The sequence below is a fragment of the Brevibacterium samyangense genome (genome assembly GCF_039529845.1).
Classification (GTDB): domain Bacteria; phylum Actinomycetota; class Actinomycetes; order Actinomycetales; family Brevibacteriaceae; genus Brevibacterium; species Brevibacterium samyangense.
In genome coordinates this window covers 166,283-188,830 of the sequence record NZ_BAAANO010000013.1, presented here as the reverse complement: position 1 = coordinate 188,830, position 22,548 = coordinate 166,283, and the positions used below count along the sequence as shown (strand labels likewise).

The 22,548-nt window shown below is 69.7% G+C and carries 18 protein-coding genes; 7 read left to right on the top strand and 11 right to left on the bottom strand.

What is annotated here, in order from left to right:
• Positions 1-106: 106 nt before the first annotated feature.
• On the top strand, positions 107-721 hold the full coding sequence (locus tag ABD172_RS07595) for a DUF3000 domain-containing protein (RefSeq protein WP_344308414.1): 615 nt from the start codon (positions 107-109) through the stop codon (positions 719-721).
• 1 nt (position 722) lies between these two features.
• Positions 723-1,934, top strand: a complete 1,212-nt coding sequence (locus ABD172_RS07590) for an HRDC domain-containing protein (protein ID WP_344308412.1) — start codon at positions 723-725, stop codon at positions 1,932-1,934.
• A 955-nt stretch (positions 1,935-2,889) separates the two neighbouring features.
• On the opposite strand, the gene dxs is transcribed toward ABD172_RS07590, so the two are convergent.
• Both dxs and ABD172_RS07580 read right to left on the bottom strand, forming a co-directional pair.
• Positions 2,890-4,857 (bottom strand): 1-deoxy-D-xylulose-5-phosphate synthase, encoded by a 1,968-nt coding sequence (dxs, locus tag ABD172_RS07585; protein ID WP_344308410.1) that lies wholly within the window; start codon positions 4,855-4,857, stop codon positions 2,890-2,892.
• Positions 4,858-4,903: 46 nt separating this feature from the next.
• Positions 4,904-6,205: an SLC13 family permease gene (locus tag ABD172_RS07580; protein ID WP_344308409.1), complete on the bottom strand. Its 1,302-nt coding sequence runs from the start codon at positions 6,203-6,205 to the stop codon at positions 4,904-4,906.
• A 257-nt stretch (positions 6,206-6,462) separates the two neighbouring features.
• On the opposite strand from ABD172_RS07580, the gene ABD172_RS07575 reads away from it, so the two are divergent.
• Complete coding sequence (locus ABD172_RS07575) at positions 6,463-7,095, top strand: YdhK family protein (protein WP_344308407.1); 633 nt, start codon at positions 6,463-6,465, stop codon at positions 7,093-7,095.
• 100 nt (positions 7,096-7,195) lie between these two features.
• Here ABD172_RS07575 and acnA read toward each other — a convergent pair whose 3' ends face one another.
• The 3 genes from acnA to ABD172_RS07560 all read right to left on the bottom strand — a co-directional run bounded on the left by acnA (position 7,196) and on the right by ABD172_RS07560 (position 13,473).
• Positions 7,196-9,877 carry an aconitate hydratase AcnA gene (acnA, locus tag ABD172_RS07570; RefSeq protein ID WP_344308405.1) on the bottom strand — a complete coding sequence of 894 codons (2,682 nt, stop codon included), beginning with the start codon at positions 9,875-9,877 and terminating at the stop codon, positions 7,196-7,198.
• A 159-nt stretch (positions 9,878-10,036) separates the two neighbouring features.
• A complete protein-coding gene (locus ABD172_RS07565; protein ID WP_344308403.1) occupies positions 10,037-11,452 on the bottom strand; it encodes a class I SAM-dependent RNA methyltransferase in 1,416 nt (471 codons plus the stop codon).
• A complete protein-coding gene (locus ABD172_RS07560) occupies positions 11,449-13,473 on the bottom strand; it encodes an APC family permease (RefSeq protein ID WP_344308401.1) in 2,025 nt (674 codons plus the stop codon). The genes ABD172_RS07565 and ABD172_RS07560 overlap by 4 nt, the downstream gene beginning before the upstream one ends.
• Positions 13,474-13,513: 40 nt before the next feature.
• Here ABD172_RS07560 and ABD172_RS07555 point away from each other — a divergent pair, with 40 nt between their 5' ends.
• Entirely contained in the window at positions 13,514-14,215 is a 702-nt protein-coding gene (locus ABD172_RS07555) for a potassium channel family protein (RefSeq protein ID WP_344308532.1), read from the top strand.
• Positions 14,212-14,868: a potassium channel family protein gene (locus ABD172_RS07550; RefSeq protein WP_344308400.1), complete on the top strand. Its 657-nt coding sequence runs from the start codon at positions 14,212-14,214 to the stop codon at positions 14,866-14,868. Before ABD172_RS07555 ends, ABD172_RS07550 begins: the two co-directional genes overlap by 4 nt.
• An 88-nt stretch (positions 14,869-14,956) precedes the next feature.
• Here the strand turns inward: ABD172_RS07550 and ABD172_RS07545 are convergent, their stop codons facing one another.
• The 3 genes from ABD172_RS07545 to dut all read right to left on the bottom strand — a co-directional run bounded on the left by ABD172_RS07545 (position 14,957) and on the right by dut (position 16,762).
• A complete protein-coding gene (locus ABD172_RS07545; RefSeq protein WP_344308399.1) occupies positions 14,957-15,352 on the bottom strand; it encodes a single stranded DNA-binding domain-containing protein in 396 nt (131 codons plus the stop codon).
• A complete protein-coding gene (locus ABD172_RS07540; RefSeq protein WP_344308398.1) occupies positions 15,352-16,179 on the bottom strand; it encodes a DUF3710 domain-containing protein in 828 nt (275 codons plus the stop codon). Before ABD172_RS07540 ends, ABD172_RS07545 begins: the two co-directional genes overlap by 1 nt.
• 100 nt (positions 16,180-16,279) lie before the next feature.
• Entirely contained in the window at positions 16,280-16,762 is a 483-nt protein-coding gene (gene dut, locus ABD172_RS07535; RefSeq protein WP_425546665.1) for a dUTP diphosphatase, read from the bottom strand.
• A 46-nt stretch (positions 16,763-16,808) separates the two neighbouring features.
• Here dut and ABD172_RS07530 point away from each other — a divergent pair, with 46 nt between their 5' ends.
• On the top strand, positions 16,809-17,270 hold the full coding sequence (locus ABD172_RS07530) for a DUF3093 domain-containing protein (protein WP_344308394.1): 462 nt from the start codon (positions 16,809-16,811) through the stop codon (positions 17,268-17,270).
• A 149-nt stretch (positions 17,271-17,419) separates the two neighbouring features.
• Here the strand turns inward: ABD172_RS07530 and ABD172_RS07525 are convergent, their stop codons facing one another.
• Together ABD172_RS07525 and ABD172_RS07520 are read right to left on the bottom strand one after the other, a co-directional pair.
• Positions 17,420-17,719 carry a DUF4193 domain-containing protein gene (locus ABD172_RS07525; RefSeq protein WP_344308392.1) on the bottom strand — a complete coding sequence of 100 codons (300 nt, stop codon included), beginning with the start codon at positions 17,717-17,719 and terminating at the stop codon, positions 17,420-17,422.
• A 251-nt stretch (positions 17,720-17,970) separates the two neighbouring features.
• Positions 17,971-19,143, bottom strand: coding sequence for a ferrochelatase (locus ABD172_RS07520; protein ID WP_344308390.1), 1,173 nt, complete (start codon positions 19,141-19,143; stop codon positions 17,971-17,973).
• A gap of 184 nt (positions 19,144-19,327) precedes the next feature.
• Here ABD172_RS07520 and sepH point away from each other — a divergent pair, with 184 nt between their 5' ends.
• Positions 19,328-20,566 (top strand): septation protein SepH, encoded by a 1,239-nt coding sequence (gene sepH / locus ABD172_RS07515; RefSeq protein ID WP_344308388.1) that lies wholly within the window; start codon positions 19,328-19,330, stop codon positions 20,564-20,566.
• A gap of 91 nt (positions 20,567-20,657) precedes the next feature.
• Here sepH and cydC read toward each other — a convergent pair.
• Positions 20,658-22,548, bottom strand: a 1,891-nt coding sequence (gene cydC / locus ABD172_RS07510) for a thiol reductant ABC exporter subunit CydC (protein ID WP_344308386.1), incomplete at its 5' end; no start/stop codon positions are given.

Here is a 22,548-nt window from a genome sequence, read left to right as displayed (position 1 = left end):
GTACCGACCCGGGACACCCGGGGAATACCGACGGATCTCCGCCGGATTTCCTGTCCCACCGGCGTGGGTCCACCACTGCGCGCGCCGGTTCTCCTACCCTGACTGCGTGGCTGCACCATCACCGCTCACGCGGATCCCCGAACCCTTCGCTGCCGTGTGCGCCGTTCTGCGCAGCGCCCGCAGCACACCCCACGTGTCCGTCAAGGAGATCCCCGCTCCGGGCCGACTCGCCCCCTACGCCGTCGCGCTCGGGGCCGAGGTGCGCGCGGACCCGGCGTTCCTCGCGGCCTCCGGGGACGGGATCGAGGAACTCGCCACGGGGCGCGTCGTCGTCCTCTACGATCCGAGCGCCCCGGCCGAATGGGGCGGCGTCTTCCGGATCGTGAGCTACATCCGCGCCGAACTCGAGCACGAACTCGGGAACGAGGCGATGCTCGGATCGGTCGCGTGGTCGTGGCTCACGGAGGCGCTCGAGAACCACGACTGTGACGTACGGAACGCCGGCGGTACGACGACGCGGGTCCTGTCCGAGAGCTTCGGCACACTCGCGGACCGTCGGGCGACCATCGACCTCGAACTCCGGGCATCATGGACTCCTGTGATCGAAGAACCCGAATCCGTCCGTGACCACCTCGAGGCGTGGGTGGAACTGCTCTCCACCGTCGCCGGCCTGCCCCCGCTGCCCGAGGGTGTCGTCGCTCTGCCGGGGCGGCGGCGCTGAGGTGAGTTCTTCGACACTGTCGCCCGACGAGGCGTCCCTCCCCCTCCTCGAGAATCCCGCCGGGGGTGTCCCCGAGGTCGTCGACACCGTCCCGCGCCTGCGGGTCGCTGCCAAACGCCTCGCCGCGGGCACCGGCCCGGTCGCGGTCGACGCCGAACGCGCCTCGGGCATCCGGTACGGTCACCGGGCCATGCTCGTCCAGCTCAAGCGGGCCGGTGCCGGGATCGTCCTCATCGACCCCGAGGCCCTCCCGGATCTCTCGATCGTCGACGAGGCACTCCGGGGAACCGAGTGGATCCTCCACGCCGCCACCCAGGACCTGCCGTGCCTGAACGAACGCGGGATGCGCCCGGATGCGCTCTTCGACACCGAACTGGCAGCCAAGCTGCTGGGATACGAACGCTTCGGGCTCGCTGCCGTCGTCGCCCGCACCCTCGGCGTGCGCCTCGCGAAGGAACACTCGAACGTCGACTGGTCCACCCGGCCCCTGCCGGCCGAATGGCTCAACTACGCGGCCCTCGACGTCGAGGTGCTCATCGAGGTCGCCGACATCCTCCAGGAACAGCTCCTGCAGGCCGGCAAGGCCGAGTACGCTCAGGAGGAGTTCGAGGCGCTCCTCGACTTCCGGCCGCGGACCTACCGGGAGCCCTGGCGTCGCACCTCCGGCCTCGGCACCCTCAAGTCGAAGCGCGCCCTCGCGCGGGTACGTGAGATGTGGGAACTGCGCGACGAGGTCGCCCGATCCCGCGACATCGCTCCGAGCAAACTCCTGCGCGACCGGGACATGGTCGAGATCGCGGGAACGCGGATCTCCTCCCCCGAGGACATCCGGAAGGTCCGTGGGGCCCGCTCGCTCTCCAAGGCGGGGCTGCGCCGCCTCTACCTCGCGATCGTCCACGCGGACGGGCTGCCGGAGGCCGAGCTGCCCGGCCGTCGCTCCCCCGACGGGGAGCCGCGTGCGCAGGTCGACCGCATGCTCGTGAAGGCACGACTCGACGCGATGAAGCCCGCGGTCGCCCGCATCGCCGAGGACCTCGGAATGACCCACGACCTCGTCGTCCCCCCGAGCCTCGTGAAGCAGTTGGCGGGCCTCACGAACGTCGGCCGCCCCTCGGACGTGTCCCGGTTCCTCCGCACCCACGGTGCCCGGAACTGGCAGGCCGACCTCGTGTCGAGTGCCCTCTCGGAGGCCGCCGCCGGCGTGGAGGGTTAGCCTCCGCCGGTCGTGCCCTCGAGTCACGGGAGAATCGCCGCGACACGGGGTTCGTAGCCGTCCATTCGCGAATTCTCCCGTGGCTCGCCGCCCCACACAGGACATCCTCGGACCCGCACGATCGGCGACGCTCAGTCCCGGGAGTTCAGATCGCGATTGGCTGCGGCCACCCACATCGAGATCGCGATCGGCTGTGCGAAATCAGGGAAAACCAGCATTCAATCGGAACCTGAACAGGCAGCACCGACGACAATCGCGCAGTGAACACGTGCAGCCCCAGTACTCTCCGCCCGCGAGTAATTCACCGAGACCCGAAGTTCAGATCGCGATTCCCAGCGGACCCCACATCGAGATCGCCATCGACTGCGGTCCACAAGGTTGAAATCGCTATTGGCTGCGCGAAATCGACGAGACCCCGCATTCAATCGGAACCTGAACAGGCAGCACCGACGACAATCGCACAGTGAACGCCGGCGTCGGTCCGAACCTGTGGACGCTCCCAGACGCAGTACCCTCTCGGAAGCAGCCGCCGAGCTGGAGAGGTAGATCCCCGCCGGTCGAGTCTACTTTTCCGTGAGGTCCGCACCCCGGCTCTCACCCCTCGAGTCACGGGAGAATCCCCGGGACACGGAGTTCGTAGCCGTCCATTCGCGACCTTTCCCGTGGGTCGCCGCTCAAGACCGGACACCGAGCCCTTCGACGTCATCGATCGCGCGGACAACACCTTCGGAGGCCGCGGCCGAGGCGGAGGGGTAGTAGTCCGCCGGCGGCAGCGGTCCGAGAGTTGAGTTCGGGATTCGCTGCGGCCCATGACGTTGAGATCGCGATTGGCTGCGCGAATTCGGCGAAACCCAGCATTCAATCGGAACCTCGACCGGCAGCACCGCACACAATCGCGCAGTGAACGACTCCGACGATCGAGACCGGAGCCGTCGACCCGGAGCGGACGGGGCGTTCAGGCGAGGCGGCGCGAGCCGAGTGCTGCGTGGCGGGCGACGTCCTCGGGCAGGATCGCGAGGATCTTCTGCACGAGGGTGGGGACCGACAGACCCGCGTACTCGAGGATCTCGTCACGGGTGCCGTGCGGGAGGAACTCGTCCGGCACACCGAGCTCGACGACACCGGTGCGGTCACCGGTCTCCCTGAGGTCCTGCCGGATCTGTGAGCCGATCCCGCCGATCTTCACCCCGTCCTCGATGACCGCGACGAGCGCGTGCTCTGCCCCCGCGGCGATGACGGATTCGGGGACCGGCAGCACCCAGCGGGGGTCGACGACCGTGGCACCGATTCCCATGGACGCGAGCTCCTCCGCGACCGCGAGGGCACGGTCCGCGAGGGCGCCGACGGACACGATGAGGACGTCCTTGTGCAACCCGGCGGGAGCCTCGGCGAGCACGTCGACGCCGTCGTCGGTACGGCGCAGGGCCGCGATGTCCGAGCCGACCGATCCGCGGGAGAACCGCACGACGGTGGGTGCGTCCTCGACCTCGACGGCCTCGTCGAACTCCTCGACGAGGCGCGCGGCGTCACGCGGTGCCGCAAGACGCAGGCCCGGGACGATCTGCAGCATCGCCATGTCCCAGATGCCGTGGTGACTGGCCCCGTCCGGCCCGGTGACCCCTGCGCGGTCGAGGACGAAGGTGACACCCTGCTTGTGGAGGGCGACGTCCATGAGGAGCTGGTCGAAGGCGCGACCGAGGAAAGTCGCGTACAGGCACACGACCGGGTGGAGCCCGCCGTAGGACAACCCGGCTGCGGAGGCGACCGCGTGCTGTTCGGCGATCCCGACGTCGAACACGCGGTCGGGGAACTCCTGCTGGAACTTCTTGAGACCGACGGGGATGAGCATCGCGGCGGTGATGGCCACGATGTCGTCGCGGCGGCGGGCCACCTCGACGATCTCGTTGCCGAACACGCTCGTCCACGACTGGCTCTTCGCCGGCTGGGCGCGACCCGTCTCCGGGTCGATGACACCGACCGCGTGGAACTGGTCGTCCTCGTCCTCGAGGGCCGGGGCGTACCCGTGGCCCTTCTGGGTGATCGCATGGACGATGACCGGACCCTGGTCGTAGGCCTTCGCACGGCGGAGAGCGGTTTCGACGCTCTCGAGGTCGTGGCCGTCGACGGGGCCGAGGTACTTGATGCCGAGCTCGTCGAACATACCGAGGCCGGAGCGCGCGTCCGCCAGGGAGTCGACGGAGGAGGCGACCATGTCCTTGAGCCCGCGCTTCACACCGTGGAGGGCTGTGTAGACCGCACGCCCGGGGGCCCCGCCCTGCTCGAGGCGTTCCTTGCCCCACGTGAGGAACTTCTCGTAGTCCGAACGGCCCCGGAGCGAATCGAGGTGCTGTGCGAAACCGCCGACGGTCGGGGCGTAGGACCGCCCGTTGTCATTCACGATGATGACGAGATTGCGTTCGCTGCGGTGCGCCTCCGCGGCGATGTTGTTGAGGGCCTCCCAGGCCTGACCGCCGGTGAGTGCGCCGTCGCCGATGACGACGATGACGTGCCGGTCGGTCTCCCCCTTGAGGGCCTGCGCCTTCGAGATCCCGTCCGCCCACGAGAGGGCGACCGAGGCGTGCGAGTTCTCGATGACGTCGTGCTCGCTCTCGGCCCGGGACGGATAGCCCGAGATCCCCCCGCGGCTGCGGAGGGTCGGGAACGCGGCGGCGCGCCCGGTGAGGAGCTTGTGCACGTACGACTGGTGGCCGACGTCGAAGAGGACCGTGTCCTTCGGGGACTCGAACACCCGGTGGATGCCCATCGTGAGCTCGACGACGCCGAGGTTCGGCCCGAGGTGACCGCCGGTCGCGCTCACGGTCTGCACGAGGTAGTCGCGCACTTCCTTCGCGAGGACCCCGCACTCGGCATCGGTGAGCCGGCGGAGGTCCTCGGGTGACGAGAGGCGGTCGAGGAAAGTCATCCCTCAATCGTACTCAGCACGCTGGGAATCGGGTGAACCGCGCCGGTCACCCCAGCCACGTCGGGACCGCGACGACGAGCCATGCGAGGCCCGGTCCGAGTGCGCACATGACGCCGGCGTACTGGAGCATGCCCCGGTAGTACGTTCCCCGAACATCCTCGTCGACGTTCGCGAGGAGCATTGCGCCGTTCGTCGAGAACGGGCTGATGTCGACGATCGTCGCGGCGATCGCGAGGGCGGCGACGAACCCGGCCACATGCACCTCCCCCGAGGCGAGGAAGGGTCCCGCGAGCGCGATGACGACGCCGATGATGCCGAGCGAGGAGGCGAGAGCGGACACGAGGCCCGACATGTAGAAGAGCAGGAGCGCCGCGAGCAGCGGCACACCGATCGAGGAGATCCCCGCGGACACCCAGTCGACCGTGCCGGCCTCCTCGAGCACGTGGATGTACGTGAGCACACCGCAGATGAGGACGACGACCGACCACGAGACCTTCCCCAGTGCCCGGGCGCCCGCGGCGGGCTCGACGAGCGCGAGGACGACCCCGAGTCCGATCGCGAGGATCCCGACGTCGAGGCCGAACGCGACGACCCCGAGCGCGAACACCGCGAGGACGACGAGGGTGAAGAGCTGCCGGGCGTCGACGCGCACCTCGGTCTCTTCCGGTGCGGCGACGCCGCCGGCCGAGGCGCCCCGCACCGAGGCGTCCGCCCCGCCACCCGGCAGCGCCGGGGCCACTGACTCCGCTCCGGGTCCGGGCCTGCGGCGCATGAAGAGGAACACGACCACGACGAAGACGAGATTGAAGACGAACGGCGCGAGGAAGAGGCTCCACGGGTCCGCCGTGAAGTCGTTCCGCCCCATGAAGTCGGCGATGAAGATGCCGTAGACGCTCAGCGGGGAGAACGCTCCGGCGAGAGCACCGTGGACGACGAGGAGGCCCGTCATGAAGACGTTGAGCCCGTTGCGGCGGGCGAAGCGGAGGGCGAGCGGCGCGATGATCGCGACCGCGAAGAGTGCGCCGAGAGCGATGAGCACCGCGGTGAGGAGGAAGAACACCCACGGTGCGAACGCCGCGCGGCCGGCGCACAGGCGCAGGCACCAGTGGACGAGGACGTCGATCGCCCCGTTGTTCTGTGCGAAACCGAAGAGGAACGTGAGGCCGACAAGAGAGACGAACATGTCGACCGGGAATCCCGCAAGTGCGGTCTCGAGGTCCATACCGAGCATCCCGCAGCCGAACGCAACGGCACCGAGGAGCCCGAGCAGACCCATGTTCACCCCTCTCCACGTGGCGAGGACGAACATGACGACGAGGACGAGGAGCGAGACGATCTCGGGGCTCACGGGGAGAAGCTTTCGGTGACGCCGGCAGTGGCGGCACTCCGATGGGAGGTACGGGGGGACGGCCCGCTGCGGGATCGCCGCCTGTGGACCGCGCCACACGCTACCGCTCGGGCGGCAGGTCCCGCCTGCGCCGTCCACGGACCGAACCACCCGACCGAAGGGCCTCTGCGACCCGTACGATCACCGGCAGGTCTCCTTGTCCGCCCGGGTATATTGCGAGGCACCGCCACGGTACCGATCACCGAGGAGGACAGATCGTGAAGCACACCGTTCTCAGGACCGTCTGCGCCGGCGCGCTCGGCGGCGTACTCGCGCTCACGGGATGCACCACCGGGAGCCACACCGACCACGCGGGCCACGACGGGACGGCGTCCTCGGACACGGCGCCGTCCGGTACGCCGACGGAGGCCTCCCACGAGGGATCGCACACCGAGGACGCGATGGACCACGCCGCCATGGGGCACCCCATGGACGGAGGACCGGCACCGGCGGGGATCGCCGAGGCGGGATCCCCCACGTACCCGGTCGGCACCTCGGTCGTCCCCGAAGCCGACCACATGGAGGGCATGAAGGGAGCGGCCGCCACGATCTCCGGTGCCTACGACACGTTCGCCTACGCGGTCGACTACACACCGACGACGGGCGGGGAACCGGTCCGCGACCACCGGTGGGTCGTCCAGGAGGAGATCGCGGACGCAGGCACGGAACGCCTCGCCGACGGCACCGAGGTCGTCCTCGAGGCAGAGCACATGGAGGGAATGACGGGCGCACATGCCACCGTCGTGGCGTCGACCGACAAGACCGTGTACATGGTCGATCTCGAAGCGGATGGCATGCGGATGACGCACCACAAGTGGGTCGTCGAGAGCGAGATCAGCCCGGCCGGCTGAGCGAGCCCTCCGGCAACACCGAAGGCCCGTGCTCCTGCGGATCGCAGGAACACGGGCCTTCGGGTCACGTGGACGTTTCACGCCCGCGGGCGTGAGCGGCTCACTTGACGAGCGAGCGGAGCACGTACTGGAGGATGCCACCGTTGCGGTAGTAGTCGGCCTCACCGGGGGTGTCGATGCGGAGAACCGCGTCGAACGAGGTGGTCGAGCCGTCCGCCTTGGTCGCGGTGACCTTGAGGGTCTTCGGCGTGGTGCCGTTGTTGAGCTCCTCGACACCGGCGATGTCGAAGACCTCGGTACCGTCGAGCCCGAGGGTCTCGGCGGACTCACCGGCGGCGAACTGCAGCGGGAGGACGCCCATACCGATGAGGTTCGAGCGGTGGATGCGCTCGAAGGACTCGGCGATGACCGCGGCGACGCCGAGGAGCTTCGTGCCCTTGGCCGCCCAGTCGCGGGACGAACCGGAACCGTACTCCTTGCCACCGAGGACGACGAGCGGGATACCCGCGGCCTGGTAGTTCTGGGAGGCGTCGTAGATGGTGGTCTGCGGCGCGCCCTCGAGGGTGAAGTCGCGGGTGAAGCCACCCTGGACCCCGTCGAGGAGCTGGTTCTGCAGGCGGATGTTCGCGAAGGTTCCGCGGATCATCACCTCGTGGTTGCCACGGCGCGAACCGTAGGAGTTGAAGTCCTTGCGCTCCACACCGTTCTCGATGAGGTACTTGCCGGCCGGGGTGTCGGCCTTGAAGGAACCTGCCGGGGAGATGTGGTCGGTGGTGACCGAGTCGCCGAGCTTCGCGAGGACGCGGGCGCCCTTGATGTCGGAGACCGGAGCCGGCTCGAGCGTCATGCCCTCGAAGTAGGTGGGCTTGCGCACGTAGGTCGACTTCGGATCCCACGCGAAGGTGTTGCCCTCGGGGGTGTCGAGCTGCTGCCAGCGGGCGTCACCGTCGAAGATCGTGCCGTACTCGTTCGAGAACATCTCGGTGTCGATCGAGGAGTCGATGACCGACTGGATCTCCTCCGGCGAGGGCCAGATGTCCTTGAGGTAGACGTCGGCACCCTCGGAGTCCTGGCCAAGCGGCTGGTTCTCGAAGTCGAAGTCCATCGTGCCGGCCAGCGCGTAGGCGATGACGAGCGGCGGGGACGCGAGGTAGTTCATCTTCACGTCCGGGGAGATGCGACCCTCGAAGTTGCGGTTGCCCGAGAGCACCGCGGTGACGGAGAGGTCCTGCTCCTGGATGGCCTGCGAGATCTCGTCCTCGAGCGGACCGGAGTTACCGATGCAGGTGGCGCAGCCGTAACCGACGACGAAGAAGTTGAGGGCCTCGAGGTCCTCAATGAGACCGGCCTTCGTGTAGTAGTCGGTGACGACCTTCGAACCCGGGGCGATGGAGGTCTTCACCCACGGCTTCGAGTTGAGACCCTTTTCGCGTGCCTTGCGGGCCAGGAGGCCGGCAGCGAGCATGACGGAGGGGTTCGAGGTGTTCGTGCACGAGGTGATCGAGGCGATCGCCACGGCACCGTTCCTGAGTTCGAACTCGCGGCCGTCGGGCATGGAGACCGGCTGGGACTTCGCTTCCTCGCCGGGCTGCGCGTAGTTGTGGATGTCCTTCGCGAACTGCGACTTGGCGTCGGTGAGCTCGATGCGGTCCTGCGGACGCTTCGGGCCGGAGATCGACGGGACGACGGTGGAGAGATCCAGCTCGAGGTACTCGGAGTACTCGACCTCGACCTCGGGGTCGTGCCAGAGGCCCTGCTCCTTCGTGTAGGCCTCGACGAGGGCGATCTGCTCCTCGGAGCGGCCGGTGAGGCGCAGGTAGTCGAGGGTGACCTGGTCGATCGGGAAGATCGCGGCGGTCGAACCGAACTCCGGCGACATGTTGCCGATGGTGGCGCGGTTCGCGAGCGGCACGGCGGAGACGCCCTTGCCGTAGAACTCGACGAACTTGCCGACGACACCGTGCTGGCGGAGCATGTCGGTGATCGTGAGGACGACGTCCGTCGCGGTGACGCCGGCCGGGATCTCACCGGAGAGCTTGAAGCCGACGACGCGCGGGATGAGCATCGAGACCGGCTGGCCGAGCATCGCGGCCTCTGCCTCGATACCGCCGACGCCCCAACCGAGGACGCCGAGGCCGTTCACCATCGTGGTGTGGGAGTCGGTGCCGACGAGGGTGTCGGGGTACGCACGGACGACACCGTCGACCTCACGGGCCATGACGACGCGTGCGAGGTACTCGATGTTGACCTGGTGGACGATACCCATGCCCGGGGGGACGACCTTGAAGTCGTCGAACGCGGTCTGGCCCCAGCGGAGGAACTGGTAGCGCTCCCCGTTGCGCTGGTACTCGATGTCCATGTTGCGTTCCATGGCATCGGCGGAGCCGAAGGCGTCGATCTGGACCGAGTGGTCGATGACGAGCTCGGCCGGAGCGAGCGGGTTGATCTTCGAGGGATCGCCGCCGAGGTCCTTCACGGCCTCACGCATGGTGGCGAGGTCGACGATGCAGGGCACGCCGGTGAAGTCCTGCATGACGACACGGGCCGGGGTGAACTGGATCTCGGTGTCCGGTTCCGCGCTCGGGTCCCAGGAGGCGAGTGCCTTGATGTGTCCTTCGGTGATGTTCGCACCGTCCTCGGTGCGGAGAAGGTTCTCCAGAAGCACCTTGAGCGAGAACGGAAGCTTCTCCGAGCCCTCGACCGCGCTGAGGCGGTAGATCTCGTAGGAGTTGCTTCCGACCTCGAGAGTGCCCTTCGACTTGAAACTGTCGACGTTGCTCATCGTGTCTCTCCTGTTCGTTGGCACGCTGATACTCGTTCCGTACGGGAACACGCCCCCACACGTGCGGGAACCGTCACCATTACATGACGAAAGTGTTTCCTAAAGTATCTTGACGTCGAGATAAATCCTAGCAGGCGAGGCCCCGTCCCTCCACCGCCTTCACCGTGCGAACACGGAGACGAACTCGGTGTGTGCGGTGAGCGGGAAGTAGTCGTGGCCCTCGGTACTCACGAGGTCGAACCCGTGCCCCCGCAGCAGTGCGGCGTCCCGTGCGAAGGTGCCGCCGTCGCAGGACACGTAGACGATCCGCTCCGCCGCCGAGGCGCCCATGAGTGCGCACACCGCCTCACCGGCGCCGGCCCGCGGCGGGTCGAGGACGATCGTGTCCGCCGCCGGCAGCACGTCGAGCTGTTCGATGCGGGCGACCTCGAACTCGGCGTCGACGGCGGGAACCCCGCCTGCCGACGAACGCTGGGCGGTCGCATTCCGCCGCGCCGAGTCGATCGCCTCGGACGAGCCCTCGATCCCGACGACCGGGATCCCGTGCGCGTCGCCGACGGCGAGGGAGAACAGACCGACACCGCAGTAGAGGTCGAGCACCTTCCGGGCTCCGGTCGTCTCCGCGACCACCCGTGCCGCGAGTTCGCCCGCGGCGTCCCGGTGGACCTGCCAGAACCCGTCGGCCCGCACGCGGAAGGTCCGGTCGAGTCCCGGTACGTGCTCCGTGAGGTATCCGTTGCCGCGCACAGCCTCGAGGCGCTGTTTGCGGGCGCCGCGACCGCCGCGGTTGCGGGCGGCGGCGCCGCCGGTGCGGACGAGGAGGTCCCACGCCCCCGCTCCCCCGCGTGAGGCGGAGGTGAGGACGTCGGTGACGGCGGCCCGCGCCTCGGCGGTGGGGGTACCGTGGAGGAGTACCGCACCGGAACCGTGGGTGTCGCCGGCGCCGGTGGCGGCGGCGATCTCGAGCCGCTCGACCCCGGGTAGGGAGAGGTGGTGGAGGCCGAGTGCCTCGATCGTGGGAACCGCGAAGGGGATGTGGTCGACCGGCAGGACCTCGTGCGAGCGCGCCGCCCGCATCCCGACCCGGCCGTCCCGCGCGACCGCGAGCTGGACCCGGGTGCGCCAGTCGAGGCCCACGGTCGCACCCCCGCCGGCGGCCTCACCGGCGGCCTCGTGGGCGGCGGGGAGCACCTCGGGGGCGTGCGCGAGACCGCCGAGGCGCGTGAACTGATCGGTCGCCGCCTGCGCCTTGAGGACGCGGGAGTGCGCCAGGTCGACGTGGGCGAACTCCATCCCGCCGATGCCGGCGGCCCCGAGCGCGAGGCGCCGGTCGGGGACGCGGTACGTCGAGGCCTCGAGGACCTCCTCGACGTCCGCGCGTGCGAGTCGCTTCTTCACCTCGGTCACCCGGGCGCGGACCCGTTCGCCGGGGATCGCACCCCGGACGAAGACGGCACGGCCGCCCGGCCGGGCGATGGTCTCCCCGCCCGCCGCCTGACCGGTGATGTCGAGATCGAGGAGATCCCCGGGGGCGAGTGCGTCGGAGGCGGGCGGAACGGGCTGCGATGAGGTCATCTGAAGGTGTCCAGGGCTTTCGAGTCGATGTCGCCGGCACGGCGGAGGAGGGAGTCCCGGTTCCGGTTGAACGACCTCAGGCGCCACGGGACCGTGGCGACGACGACGTTGGGAACGATGAGCAGTCGGGACTTCAGACGGAGGACCGTCTGGTTGTGCAACCAATTCTCCCACCACCGGCCGACGATGTACTGCGGGATGTACACGACGACGAGGTCACGTGGCGAACGTCTCCTGATCGAGCCGATGTGGTTCATGATCGGCCGGACGAGTTCCCGGTAGGGACTGTCGAGCACGGTGAGCGGGACGGGGAGCTCGAGTGCATCCCATTTCTTCGCGAGGGCGTCCGCGGCGTCCTCGTCGACCGCGACGCTCACCGCGCTCATGAAGGTCGGACGGGTGGCGCGCGCGAAGGACAGTGCCCGGAGGGTCGGCTTGTGGACGTCGGTGACGACGACGATCGCGTGGATGTTCGCCGGCAGGGTGCGCCGGTCGTTCTCGTCCTCGTCCGGGGCGAGTTCGCGTTCGACCCGGGTGTAGTGCCGGTGGATCGACCCCATCCCGAGGTAGAGGACGACCATCGCGACGACGGCGATCCACGCCCCCGCGAAGAACTTCGTCACGAGTGCGACGGAGAGCACGAGGATCGCGATGACGAGTCCCACCGCGTTCACCGCGCGGTTGAGGTGCATCCGGCGCCGGGTCGGTGAGGACACGATGCGCCGGATACGTGCGCTCCAGTGCCGGATCATGCCCCACTGACCGAGGAAGAACGCCGCGAACACGCCCACGAGGTAGAGCTGGATGAGCTGCGGGGCGTCCGCCCGGGCGACCACGACGAGGACGATCGCGGCCGCGGCGAGGAGCAGGATGCCGTTCGTGAAGGTCATGCGATCGCCCCGCGTGGCGAGCTGGTGCGGGAGGAAGCCGTCGCGCGCGAGGCGGGAGGCGAGTCCGGGAAAACCCTCGACGGCCGTGTTCGCGGCGACGAAGAGGACGAGCGCGGCGATGAGTGCGACCGCGTAGAACATGAAGGGCGCCCCCGAGAACACGGCCTGGGCGAGCTGGCCGAGCACCGGGTCGAGCCGGAAGTCCTCCCCCACCGGCAGTCCCGCGGGGGTCACCAGACTCCGCTCCGGGTCCGCGACGTACACGACCCCGACGCGTCCGGCGAGCCACGTGAGCCCCACGAGCATGAGCGCCGAGAGCAGACCGGTGATGACGAGGGTCGTCCCGGCGTTGCGACCCCGGGGCGCCGCGAACCGGGGCACGGCCGTCGCGACCGTCTGGACACCCGCGAGGGCGACGGACCCGGAGGAGAACGACCGCAGGACGATGAAGACACCGGCGAGACCGACGAGCATCGTGTCGGCGTGTGCCTCGGGTACGACCGCGTAACCGGAGGTCGCGGCCTCGGGCACGTCCCCGGAGGCGATCCGCACGGCGCCGACGAGGATCGTCACGCACACCGCGCCGATGAAGAGGTACGTCGGCAGTCCGAGGACCGAGCGGGTGGCGAAGGAGCCGCGCAGACCGGCGATGGTGACGAGCACGATCCCTGCGACCGCGACGAGAGTACGGTGCTCGGCGAGCACGGGGAACGCGGCGGCCAGATACCCGGAGAACACCGTCATCGAGACGGCGAGGGTGAGGACGTAGTCGACGAGGAGGGCGGCGGCCGCGGCGAGCCCGAACCGGCGCCCGAGGTTCTTCGTCGCCACTTCGTAGTCGCCCCCGCCGCCGGGGTACGCACGCACCGTGAGGCGGTAGCAGAACACGACGACGACGATGACGACACCGAGGACGAATCCGATCCACGGGGAGACCGTGAGCGCGACCACCCCGGACACCGCGAGGGACAGCAGGATCTCGTCGGGCGCGTACGCCACCGAGGAGAGCATGTCCGAGGCGAACACGGGCATGGCAGTGCGCTTCGGCAGCGCCTCCGCACGGAAGTGATCGCTGCGGAAGGGACGTCCGACGAGTAGTCTCTTGACCGCATCGGAAAAACTGGTTGCCACGGCCCCATCGTAGGGGACCAAGGAAAGGACTGTGCCGGCAGTGCACTTCGTCATCATGGGATGTGGGCGTGTGGGCGCCACGCTCGCGCGGACACTCGACACCGCAGGTCATACGGTCGCCGTCGTCGACCAGGACCCGGATGCGTTCCTCAAACTCGGCAAGAGCTTCTCCGGTTCGACCATCACCGGGGTCGGGTTCGACCAGGACGCCCTCGCCCGTGCCCGCTGTGCCGACGCCTACGCCTTCGCCGCCGTCTCGAGCGGCGACAACTCGAACATCCTCGCCGCCCGCGTGGCCCGCGAGACCTTCGGGGTCAGGAACGTCACCGCCCGCATCTACGACCCGCGGCGCGCCCAGGTGTTCGAACGCCTCGGCATCCCGACGGTGGCGACCGTGCGGTGGACCGCGGACCAGGTGATGCGGCGGCTCATCCCGCAGGGGTCCGTCACCGAGTTCCGGGATCCCTCCGGCCGGGTCGTCCTCGCCGAGGTGCACCTCCACCCGGAGTGGGTGGCGCACCCCGTCTCCGAGATCGAATCCCGCATCGATGCCCGGGTCGCGTACATCACCCGCCTCGGTGATGCGATCACCGTCTCCGGCGACACGCTCGTCCAGGCCGGTGATCTCGTCCACGTCGTGTGCGAGAAGGACCGCCTCGAGGAGATCGTGCGGATCCTCGACCTGCCCGTCGACCGCCGGAACCGTGACGAGCTCGGACTCGGGATCGAGGAGGACGCGTGAAGGTCGTCATCGCCGGGGCGGGTTCCGTCGGCCGGTCCGTCGCCCGTGAACTCCTCGGCAAGGGGCACGAGGTGCTCCTCATCGAACAGAAGAAGGACGCGATCCGCCACGACAGGGTGCCCGGCGCCTCGTGGCTGCTCTCCGACGCCGTCGAGCTCGAGGGGCTCGAGGGCGCGGGGCTCGAGACCGCCGATGTCGTCGTCGCCGCGACCGGTGACGACAAGGTGAACCTCGTCCTCAGCCTGCTCGCGAAGACCGAGTTCGGGGTGCCCCGCACCGTGAGCCGGGTGAACAATCCGAAGAACGAGTGGCTCTTCGACTCGAACTGGGGTGTCGACGTCGCGGTGTCGACCCCGCGGCTCATGACGGCGCTCGTCGAGGAGGCCGTGGAGGTCGGCGGTCTCGTGAATCTCATGAGCCTCGAGAAGGGGCAGGCGACCCTCATGGAGTTCACGGTGCACGAGGGCGCGACCGTCCTCGGCTCGCGGATCGGCGCGCTCACGTGGCCGCCGGACACCGTGCTCGTCGCGATCGTGCGTCACGGCAAGGCGATCGCCCCGACCCCGGACGACACGATCGAGGCCGGGGACGAACTCTTCTTCATCTCCTCGCCCGAACGCCAGGGTCAGCTGCTCGGACTGCTGCGGGCCTGAACGCCCGGAGCCCGGGATCCCGGGGCCTGAACGCACGGGGCCCGGGATCCCGGTGGGCGGGACCCAGTACTGCTGCGGGCCCGAGGACTCAGTGCTGCTGCGCGCGGGGCTCCGCGCGTTCCGAACCGATGAGTCGGTAGGCCGGGTTGAGGGCGACGAGCCCGCCGGAATCGGAACAGAACCGCCCCTCGAGGACGAGGACGCGACCGGGCGCGATGCCCGTGATCTCCCGGCGGCCGAGGAACCGTGCACTCACGACCCCGGTCCCGTCACTGAGATCGACGGAGAGCTGGGGCGCCTCGCCCGGCACCGAACGGGTGACGGCGACGACGACTCCTGCGACGGTGCACACCGCGCGCGGCTGCACCTCGTTCATGGGGACGGCACCGTCCACCCGGCTGGCGCGGTGGAGTTCCTCGCCCTCCTCGGTGTCGCGGGACGCGATCCGGTCGGCGAGAGCGCGGGCGCGCTCGAGAAGAGTCATCACCGGACCTCGGTGATCTCCGGGCCGCGTTCGAACGGGTCGAGGTCGTCGAGGTCGTCCTTCTTCGGCTCGGTCCCGGCGGCGGTGTCGCCGGCTGCGTCCTGCGCACCGGCCGCCTTCGGCTCGGTGAGCGCGAGGAGCTCACGCGGGGGCATCGCCGCGGAACCGCGGACGACGACCGTGCCGCGGACGATCTCCTGGAGGTCCTGCAGCACGGACTCCTCGGCGAGCGCCTTGCCGTTGAACACCGCGCGGAGGAACCAGCGCGGTCCGTCGATCCCGGCGAACCGGGTGAGACGCATGCCGACCCGTCCGTCGGGGAGTTTCGCGGGCGACTTCGTGACGATCTCGTGGCCGAGGTCGGTGTAGAGCTCGTCGACCTTCCCGCCGGCCGTCGTCACCTTCTCGGTGATCTGGCGGCGCACGTCGTTCCACAGTCCTTCCGAGGCGGGCGCGGCGAACGCCTGCAACTGCACGGATCCGCCTCCGTGGACGAGGGTGACCGCCATGATCCGGCGGGTCCTGTCCTGGACGTCGAGCCGGACCTGCATGCCGTCGCGCACGGGGACACGGAGTGCCCCGAGGTCGATGCGGTTCGCCTCCGGATAGTCCTCGTCGGCGTCCCAGGGCCCGTTCTCCGCCCGATCGCGCGGCGCGGACTTGTCGAACGACACCCACTCCTCGTCGTCCTCCGCGTCACCGGTCTCCGCGGTGACGGGGCGGGTGTCCTCCTCGGTCGCCTCGGCGTCCTCGAGGAAGCGGTCGTCGGCATCCGGGCGGTCGGCGGCGCGATCGTCCTTCTTCCGCAGGAAGTCGAAGAGTCCCATGGTGTCCTTCGGTCGGGTGTGGAACGCAGTCAAGTGTAGCGGCGGGTGCGATCGTGTCAGCCCTGAGCGGGGATCGAAACAGCCCTGAGCGGGGATCGTGTCAGCCCTGGGCGGAGAAGCCCCCGGTGGAGCCGAATCCGCCCTCCCCGCGCACGGTACTGGAGAGCACGTCGACGACGGTGAAGTCCGCCTTCACCACCCGTTGGATCACGAGCTGGGCGATGCGATCGCCCCGGGAGACGACGAACGGCGCCGTCGCGTCGAGATTCACGAGCGGGACCTTGATCTCCCCGCGGTACCCCGCGTCGATCGTGCCGGGTGCATTCACGACGGTGATGCCGTGCTTGATCGACAGGCCGGAGCGCGGGTGGACGAAGGCGGCGAACCCCTCGGGGAGGGCGATCGCGATCCCGGTCCCGACGAGGCGGCGTTCGAAGGGCTGCAGGGTGAAGTCCTCCGCCGAGTACAGGTCGGCACCGGCGTCGTCCGCGTGCTCGTAGAAGGGCACGGGGAGACCGGAGTCCACCGCTTTCAGTTCGATCGTGAGTTCTTCGATAGCCACGCAGGGCACTCTAGCGCGCATCCTCCGCAGCGCATCCCGGGTGTGGCGCGTGTGGGAGAATCGAGGCATGTCCGCACCCACGACGAACTCCACCATCACGTACTCCGAGCGGCTCTGGCCGACCTTCGGCTACTGGTTCATCACCGCCGCTCTCTCGGCCATGACGTCGCTCATGGTGATTCCCGTGTGGGCGGCCGGTGGGATCATCGTCCCCATCGTCGTGTTCGTCCTCGCCGCGCTCGTGCTGCGGGCGCTGTCGGCGCGGATCGTCGTCACCGCGGACACCTTCTATGCGGACAAGGCGCACATCGACCGCGCGTTCATCCGCAGCGCGGAGGCGTTCGAGGCCGAGGAGGCGTTCGCCGAGCGCGGGATGCGTCTGGACGCCCGCGCGTTCCTCATGACCCGCCCGTGGGTGAAGGACGTCGTCAAGGTCACGATCGACGACGCCGACGACGTCACGCCGTACTGGATCGTCTCGACGCGGAACGCCACGGCCCTCGCTGCGGCCCTGCAGCCGGAGGGTTGAGCCGCCGACGAGGGCCCGCGGCGCGGGCGGCGAACACTTGCCACTCACCCCACGACGACGCAACGGCCCCCGAGGATCTCTCCTCGGGGGCCGTTCTCCGTACTGTCGGGGGCCGTTCTCCGTACTGCTCGCGTGAGGGCCGAACCCGCTCAGCCCGCGCAGTCGGTGCACACGGGGTGCGACTCGTCGTCGTTCGCCAGCTGCGAACGGTGACGGACGAGGAAGCACTCCATGCAGGTGAACTCGTCGTTCTGCTTGGGCAGCACGCGCACCGAGAGTTCCTCGTTCGAGAGATCGGCGCCGGGCAGCTCGTAGCTGTCCGCCGCTACGGCCTCGTCCTCGTCGACCTGGCTGGCCTGCTTCTGGTTCCGCTGCGCCTTGAGTTCTTCGATCGAGTCACTCTTGAGCTCCTCGTCCTGCTTGCGAGGTGCGTCGTAATCGGTCGCCATCTAGTCTGATCACTCTTTCGCGTGAGGGATGTGCGTGGAAAACTCGCACGGAGGGGCTGATCCGGGTGCTGCGGAAAGTCCAGAAGTGGGCCGGTGGAAGGCCCTCTGTGCAATGTCCCCGCTATTGTTCACGTAGGCCGATGCTTTGGCAAGGGGGAAGTACGTAACGGTTTCGTTACACATGAGACTCCTCACAAGCCTCCCTGCCGGGCCCCGCACCGTGCGCGGAAAGGCCCTTCGACCCCCTGCCCTCAGGAGGCGTCGGCCGTGACCGCGGGCCACGTCGGGTGGACCTCGCGCTCACGCACTCCGCGGCAGCACGCGATCGAGCAGGCGCCGCTGCCGGGACCGAGCGGACCCTCCGCCGTGACGGCCGGCGCCTCGGGATCCTCGCCCCGCGCCTGGGCGGCACGCTCGAGTGCGAGGTCGACGAGCCCGGCGACGAACTCCTCGTGGGTCCCCACGGTCGCGGCACGGACGTACGCGAGACCGAGGTCCGCCGCCGTCTGCCGCGCCTCGGTGTCGAGGTCGAACGCGACCTCCATGTGGTCGGAGACGAACCCGAGCGGCACCGCGAGGACACCCTCGACACCGGACTCCTTCAACTCCTCCATCCGATCGTTGATGTCGGGTTCGAGCCAGGGCACGTGCGGAGCACCCGAGCGCGAGCAGTACACGAGCTCCCAGTCGAGCGGCATCGCCCCACCGAGTTCACCGACCACCCATTCGATGAGGGCCTCGTGCTGGGCACGGTATCCGGCGGTCTCCGCCTCGGAGGCGTCCTGCATACCCTGAGGGATCGAGTGGGTCGTGAAGAGGACCCGGTGCGTGCGCGGATCGAGCGTGCCGACGAGTTCCGTGAACTCGGCGAGCCCGCGGCGCACGCAGTCGAGCTCGGCGCGGGCGAAACCGGGGTGGTTGTAGTACTGGCGGATCTTGTCGAAGGAGACCTCGAGGCCCTCCTCCGCGAGTGCGATCCGGGTCTTCCAGAAGTCCTCACGGTACTGCCGGCACGAGCTGTACGAGGAGTACGCGGAGGTGTCGATCGCGAGGAACCGGGTCCGTCCGTGGTCCTTCGCCTGCTCACGGACGACATCCGTGAGGTACGGGTTCCAGTTGCGGTTGCCCCACAGCACGGGGACGTCGAGACCGCGGCGGGCGACCTCCGCCTCGAGCGCGGCCCGCAACTCACGGTTCTGTTCGTTGATCGGCGACTTCCCGCCGAACCCGTAGTAGTGCTCCCCGACCTCGACGAGGCGCTCGTCCGGGATACCGCGACCCCTCGTCACGTTCTGCAGGAACGGCAGGACCTCCTCCGGCCTCTCGGGTCCACCGAAGGACATGAGGACAAGAGCATCGAAGGGCGCAAGAGCCGCGGAGGACGCAAGAGCCGCGGAGGACGTCGAGGAGGCAGCAGAATTCACGCCATCGATTCTACAAGCCGTCGTACAGCGCGCCCGCGCGATCTCGCTCACGTGGGAGCGGGCGTCTCACGCGACAGGCCCCTGCCGAACCACACCGTCCTGCGACTCGCCCGCCCACCTCCGCCCAACCGCAGCGCCCCCGTGTCAGGATTCAAGCGGTTGTACTTCTTGGAGGACGGACGTGATGTTGAAGCTGACTCTGCGCGGTGTGCACGAGGACGAGGAACACCTCGTCCTGCGCGACCCCGAGGGACGCGAGTTCCTGCTGCCCATCGACGAAGGCCTGTACGCCGCCGTGCGCCGGGACCGCTCCCGGCTCTCGCAGATCCAGGCGGCCGGGGAGGCGGTCCGCCCGAAGGACATCCAGGCGATGATCCGCTCGGGCATGACCTCCGCCGAGGTGGCCGAGGCCACCGGTGCCGATCTCTCCCACGTGCAGCAGTACGAGCATCCGGTGCTCGCCGAGCGCGCGCACATCGCGCAGCGCGCCGGGCGCAGCCTCGTGTACCCCGAGAACGACCCGGACCGGACGCCCAAGCAACTCCTCGTCCTCGCCCGCGAACGCCTCGCGATGCGTGAGGTCGACCTCGACACCATGAGCTGGGACGCCTGGAAGAAGAACACCGGGGTCTGGTACGTCGAGCTCCGATTCATCGCCGCCGGCAAGGAACGCCGCGCCGGCTGGGAGTTCGCCCGCGGCTCCGTGAACCCGGTCGACGACGAGGCCAAGTGGCTCTCCGACGCCGGTCCGACCGACTCCGGCCCGATCCCGAACTTCGGCACGGCGCAGGAGCGCGTCTTCAACATCGAGTCCGACGGCGGGCGTACCGCGGTCCACGAGGAACGCTCGGGCCGCACCGTCTCCCTCGTCGATCACCGTTCCACCCACGAGGAGGAGACCGGTCGCATCCTCGAGAGCCTGCGTCGTCGGCGCGGCCGCCACCTCACGGGCGTGGCGTCCGAGGCTCCGGCACCGCAGGCACCCACCACTCCCCCGGCGCCCAAGCAGTTCGGGCTCCGGGCGGTGAGCGACACCCCGCCGGCACACCCGGACGGGGCCCACACCGCCCTCGGTGCCCCCGAGGACGCCGTCGACGCCGGTATCCTCGCCCGCCCCGCGAAGCCGGGCGCCGGTCAGGACACCACCGCACGTCCCGCAGGTGGTCCCGACGACCGCCGAGGCGCCCCGGGCCGGGCCTCCGACCCCGCCTCGGCGCCGGTCGCCGGCTCCGCCTCCGCGCCGCACGGTGACTCCGAGCCGCAACCGACCCTGCCGATCATGGTCCGTCCGGACGCGAACGGCGAGGAGACCGCTCCGGCGACCGGCGGCGCGAACGGCTCCGCCGACGACGGAGCACGGAGGAAGGGCCGTGCCTCGGTCCCGAGCTGGGACGAGATCATGTTCGGCGCGAAGCGGGACTGACCCGGCGCCGCTGCACACCCCACCGACCGCACGATGCGGGCGCCGAGGAAATCCCGGAGCCCGCGTCGTCATTCACGCCCCGCTCTCGTCCTCAGGACGCGGCGTACTCCCGCGCATCGCGCCCGAGCTCGATCCTCTCGTCCCCGCTCCGTGCCGCACCGGTGTCGTGCGTGACGAGGACGACGATCTGGGAACCGAGTCCCCCGCGCAGATCGGTCATGAGGTCCTGCGCCGCTTCGGGGTCGAGGTGCGCGGTGGGTTCGTCGAGGACGACGACGCTCGACCGGGCCAGGAACGAACGGGCGACCGCGAGCCGCTGCCGTTGACCACCGGACAGGTGTGACCCGCCGGCGCCGATCGTCGCACCGAGGCCCACCTCGTCGACGAGGTCCCCGAGACCGACCCGCACGAGTGCCGCACGCATCTCCTCGTCGCTCGGGGCATCGTCCCGTCCCCGCGCGATGAGGAGGTTCGCCCGGAGGCTCGAATCGAACACATGGGCCTCCTGCGGGCACCAGGCGACGATCCCCTCGAGGTCCGCCGGATCCACCCCGTGCATGTCCTGCCCGTCGAGGCGGTAGGTGCCGGCGCTCGGCTCGAGGAATCCGAGGAGCACGCTCACGAGGGTCGTCTTACCGGTTCCCGAGGGACCGCTCACGACCGCCCAGCGACCGGTCCCCACCTCCGCGTTCACCCCGGTCACGACGTCGTGGTCCATTCCGGGCCAGCGCACCGCGACGTCCTCGAGCGCGAGCGCGCGGACCGGTCCGGAGACGTGCGGACGGCGTGCAGCCCCGGCGTGGTCGTCACCGTCCGCGGTCTCGGTGGACGCCGCGCGATCCCGGGGTCCGTCGAGTTCGGGGACCCGGGCGAGGACGCTGCGCAGGGCCGGCCACTGCTGGGTCGCGGTGAGCGCGTCGAGGAAGGGATCGATGAGCGCGAGCGGCAACAGCACCGCGACCGCGAGCAGTTCGCCCGACAGGGCACCGGAGAGCACGGCGGGGGCGAGGACCGGGAGCATGCACACCCCGGTGAGCACGCCCGCACCGGTGATGAGGGCCTCGCCGACACCCGTGGCACGCACCGCCCGCAGCTCCGCGTCACCGACGGCCCGGTCGGCCTCCCGGAACGCGGCGAGTGCCGCCGGTGCCCTGCCGTTCACGAGGATGTCCTCGCGGGCCCACAGCAGCGCGGAGAGACGTTCGAGCACCGTCCGGCGGGCCCGGACCCGGGCGATCCCGGCGCGGGCGTCGAGCCGGAGGGTGAGAGGCGGGACGAGCAGTCCGCACACGAGCGCACCGCACGCCATCACGATCCCGGCGAGGGGGTGGACGATCCCGAGGACGACCACGGCCGCGGCGGCGATCACCGTTGCGACGATCGGAGGTAGGACGACGCGGGGCGCGAGGTCGCGGATGTCGTCGACGTCGGAGACCAGCCGGGTCAGAGCCACCTCACCGCGGGCGAGCGAGCGGTTCGCGGTCCCGGTCCGGGCGAAGGCGAGCCAGATCCGTTCGCGGAGGTCGACGAGGGCGTCGAGCATCGCGTGATGGAGCTGGAGCCGTTCGGCATAGGTGAACACGGAGCGGGAGAGGCCGAAGAACCGGACGCCGACGATCGCGACGAGGAGGTACATGATCGGCGGTTGGGTCGAGGCGTGGACGATGAGCCATGCGGACACGGCCGTGAGCGAGGCACCGGCCGCGACCGCACACACCCCGCAGAGCACCGCGAGGGCGAACCGGATCCCGCGCATGTCGACGGCCCGGGCGAGCCGGGCGAGCAGGACACGCGTCGCCGGCCCGGTGGGCTCGTCCGCCGGGCCACGGTCGACCGGGGGCGGGACGGCCCGCTCCCCCGTCGCCGTCCCGGACGCCGGGGACCCGGCCGCGGACGGGACCGTGGCTTCCGTGCCCGAGGTGGTCGGCGCCTCGGCGGAATCCGTTGCCCTCCCGTTCGCCTGCGGTGTCGCGGGTGCCTTC

Bases quoted from the DNA above. Each gene is read 5' to 3' on its own strand.
- dut (WP_425546665.1), bottom strand. From the start codon at position 16,762: ATGCGCGCTAGAGTGCCCTGCGTGGCTATCGAAGAACTCACGATCGAA.
- ABD172_RS07545 (WP_344308399.1), bottom strand. From the start codon at position 15,352: ATGACTCTTCTCGAGCGCGCCCGCGCTCTCGCCGACCGGATCGCGTCC.
- sepH (WP_344308388.1), top strand. From the start codon at position 19,328: ATGTTGAAGCTGACTCTGCGCGGTGTGCACGAGGACGAGGAACACCTC.
- dxs (WP_344308410.1), bottom strand. From the start codon at position 4,857: ATGACTTTCCTCGACCGCCTCTCGTCACCCGAGGACCTCCGCCGGCTC.
- ABD172_RS07565 (WP_344308403.1), bottom strand. From the start codon at position 11,452: ATGACCTCATCGCAGCCCGTTCCGCCCGCCTCCGACGCACTCGCCCCC.
- ABD172_RS07540 (WP_344308398.1), bottom strand. From the start codon at position 16,179: ATGGGACTCTTCGACTTCCTGCGGAAGAAGGACGATCGCGCCGCCGAC.
- acnA (WP_344308405.1), bottom strand. From the start codon at position 9,877: ATGAGCAACGTCGACAGTTTCAAGTCGAAGGGCACTCTCGAGGTCGGA.
- ABD172_RS07530 (WP_344308394.1), top strand. From the start codon at position 16,809: ATGTCCGCACCCACGACGAACTCCACCATCACGTACTCCGAGCGGCTC.
- ABD172_RS07525 (WP_344308392.1), bottom strand. From the start codon at position 17,719: ATGGCGACCGATTACGACGCACCTCGCAAGCAGGACGAGGAGCTCAAG.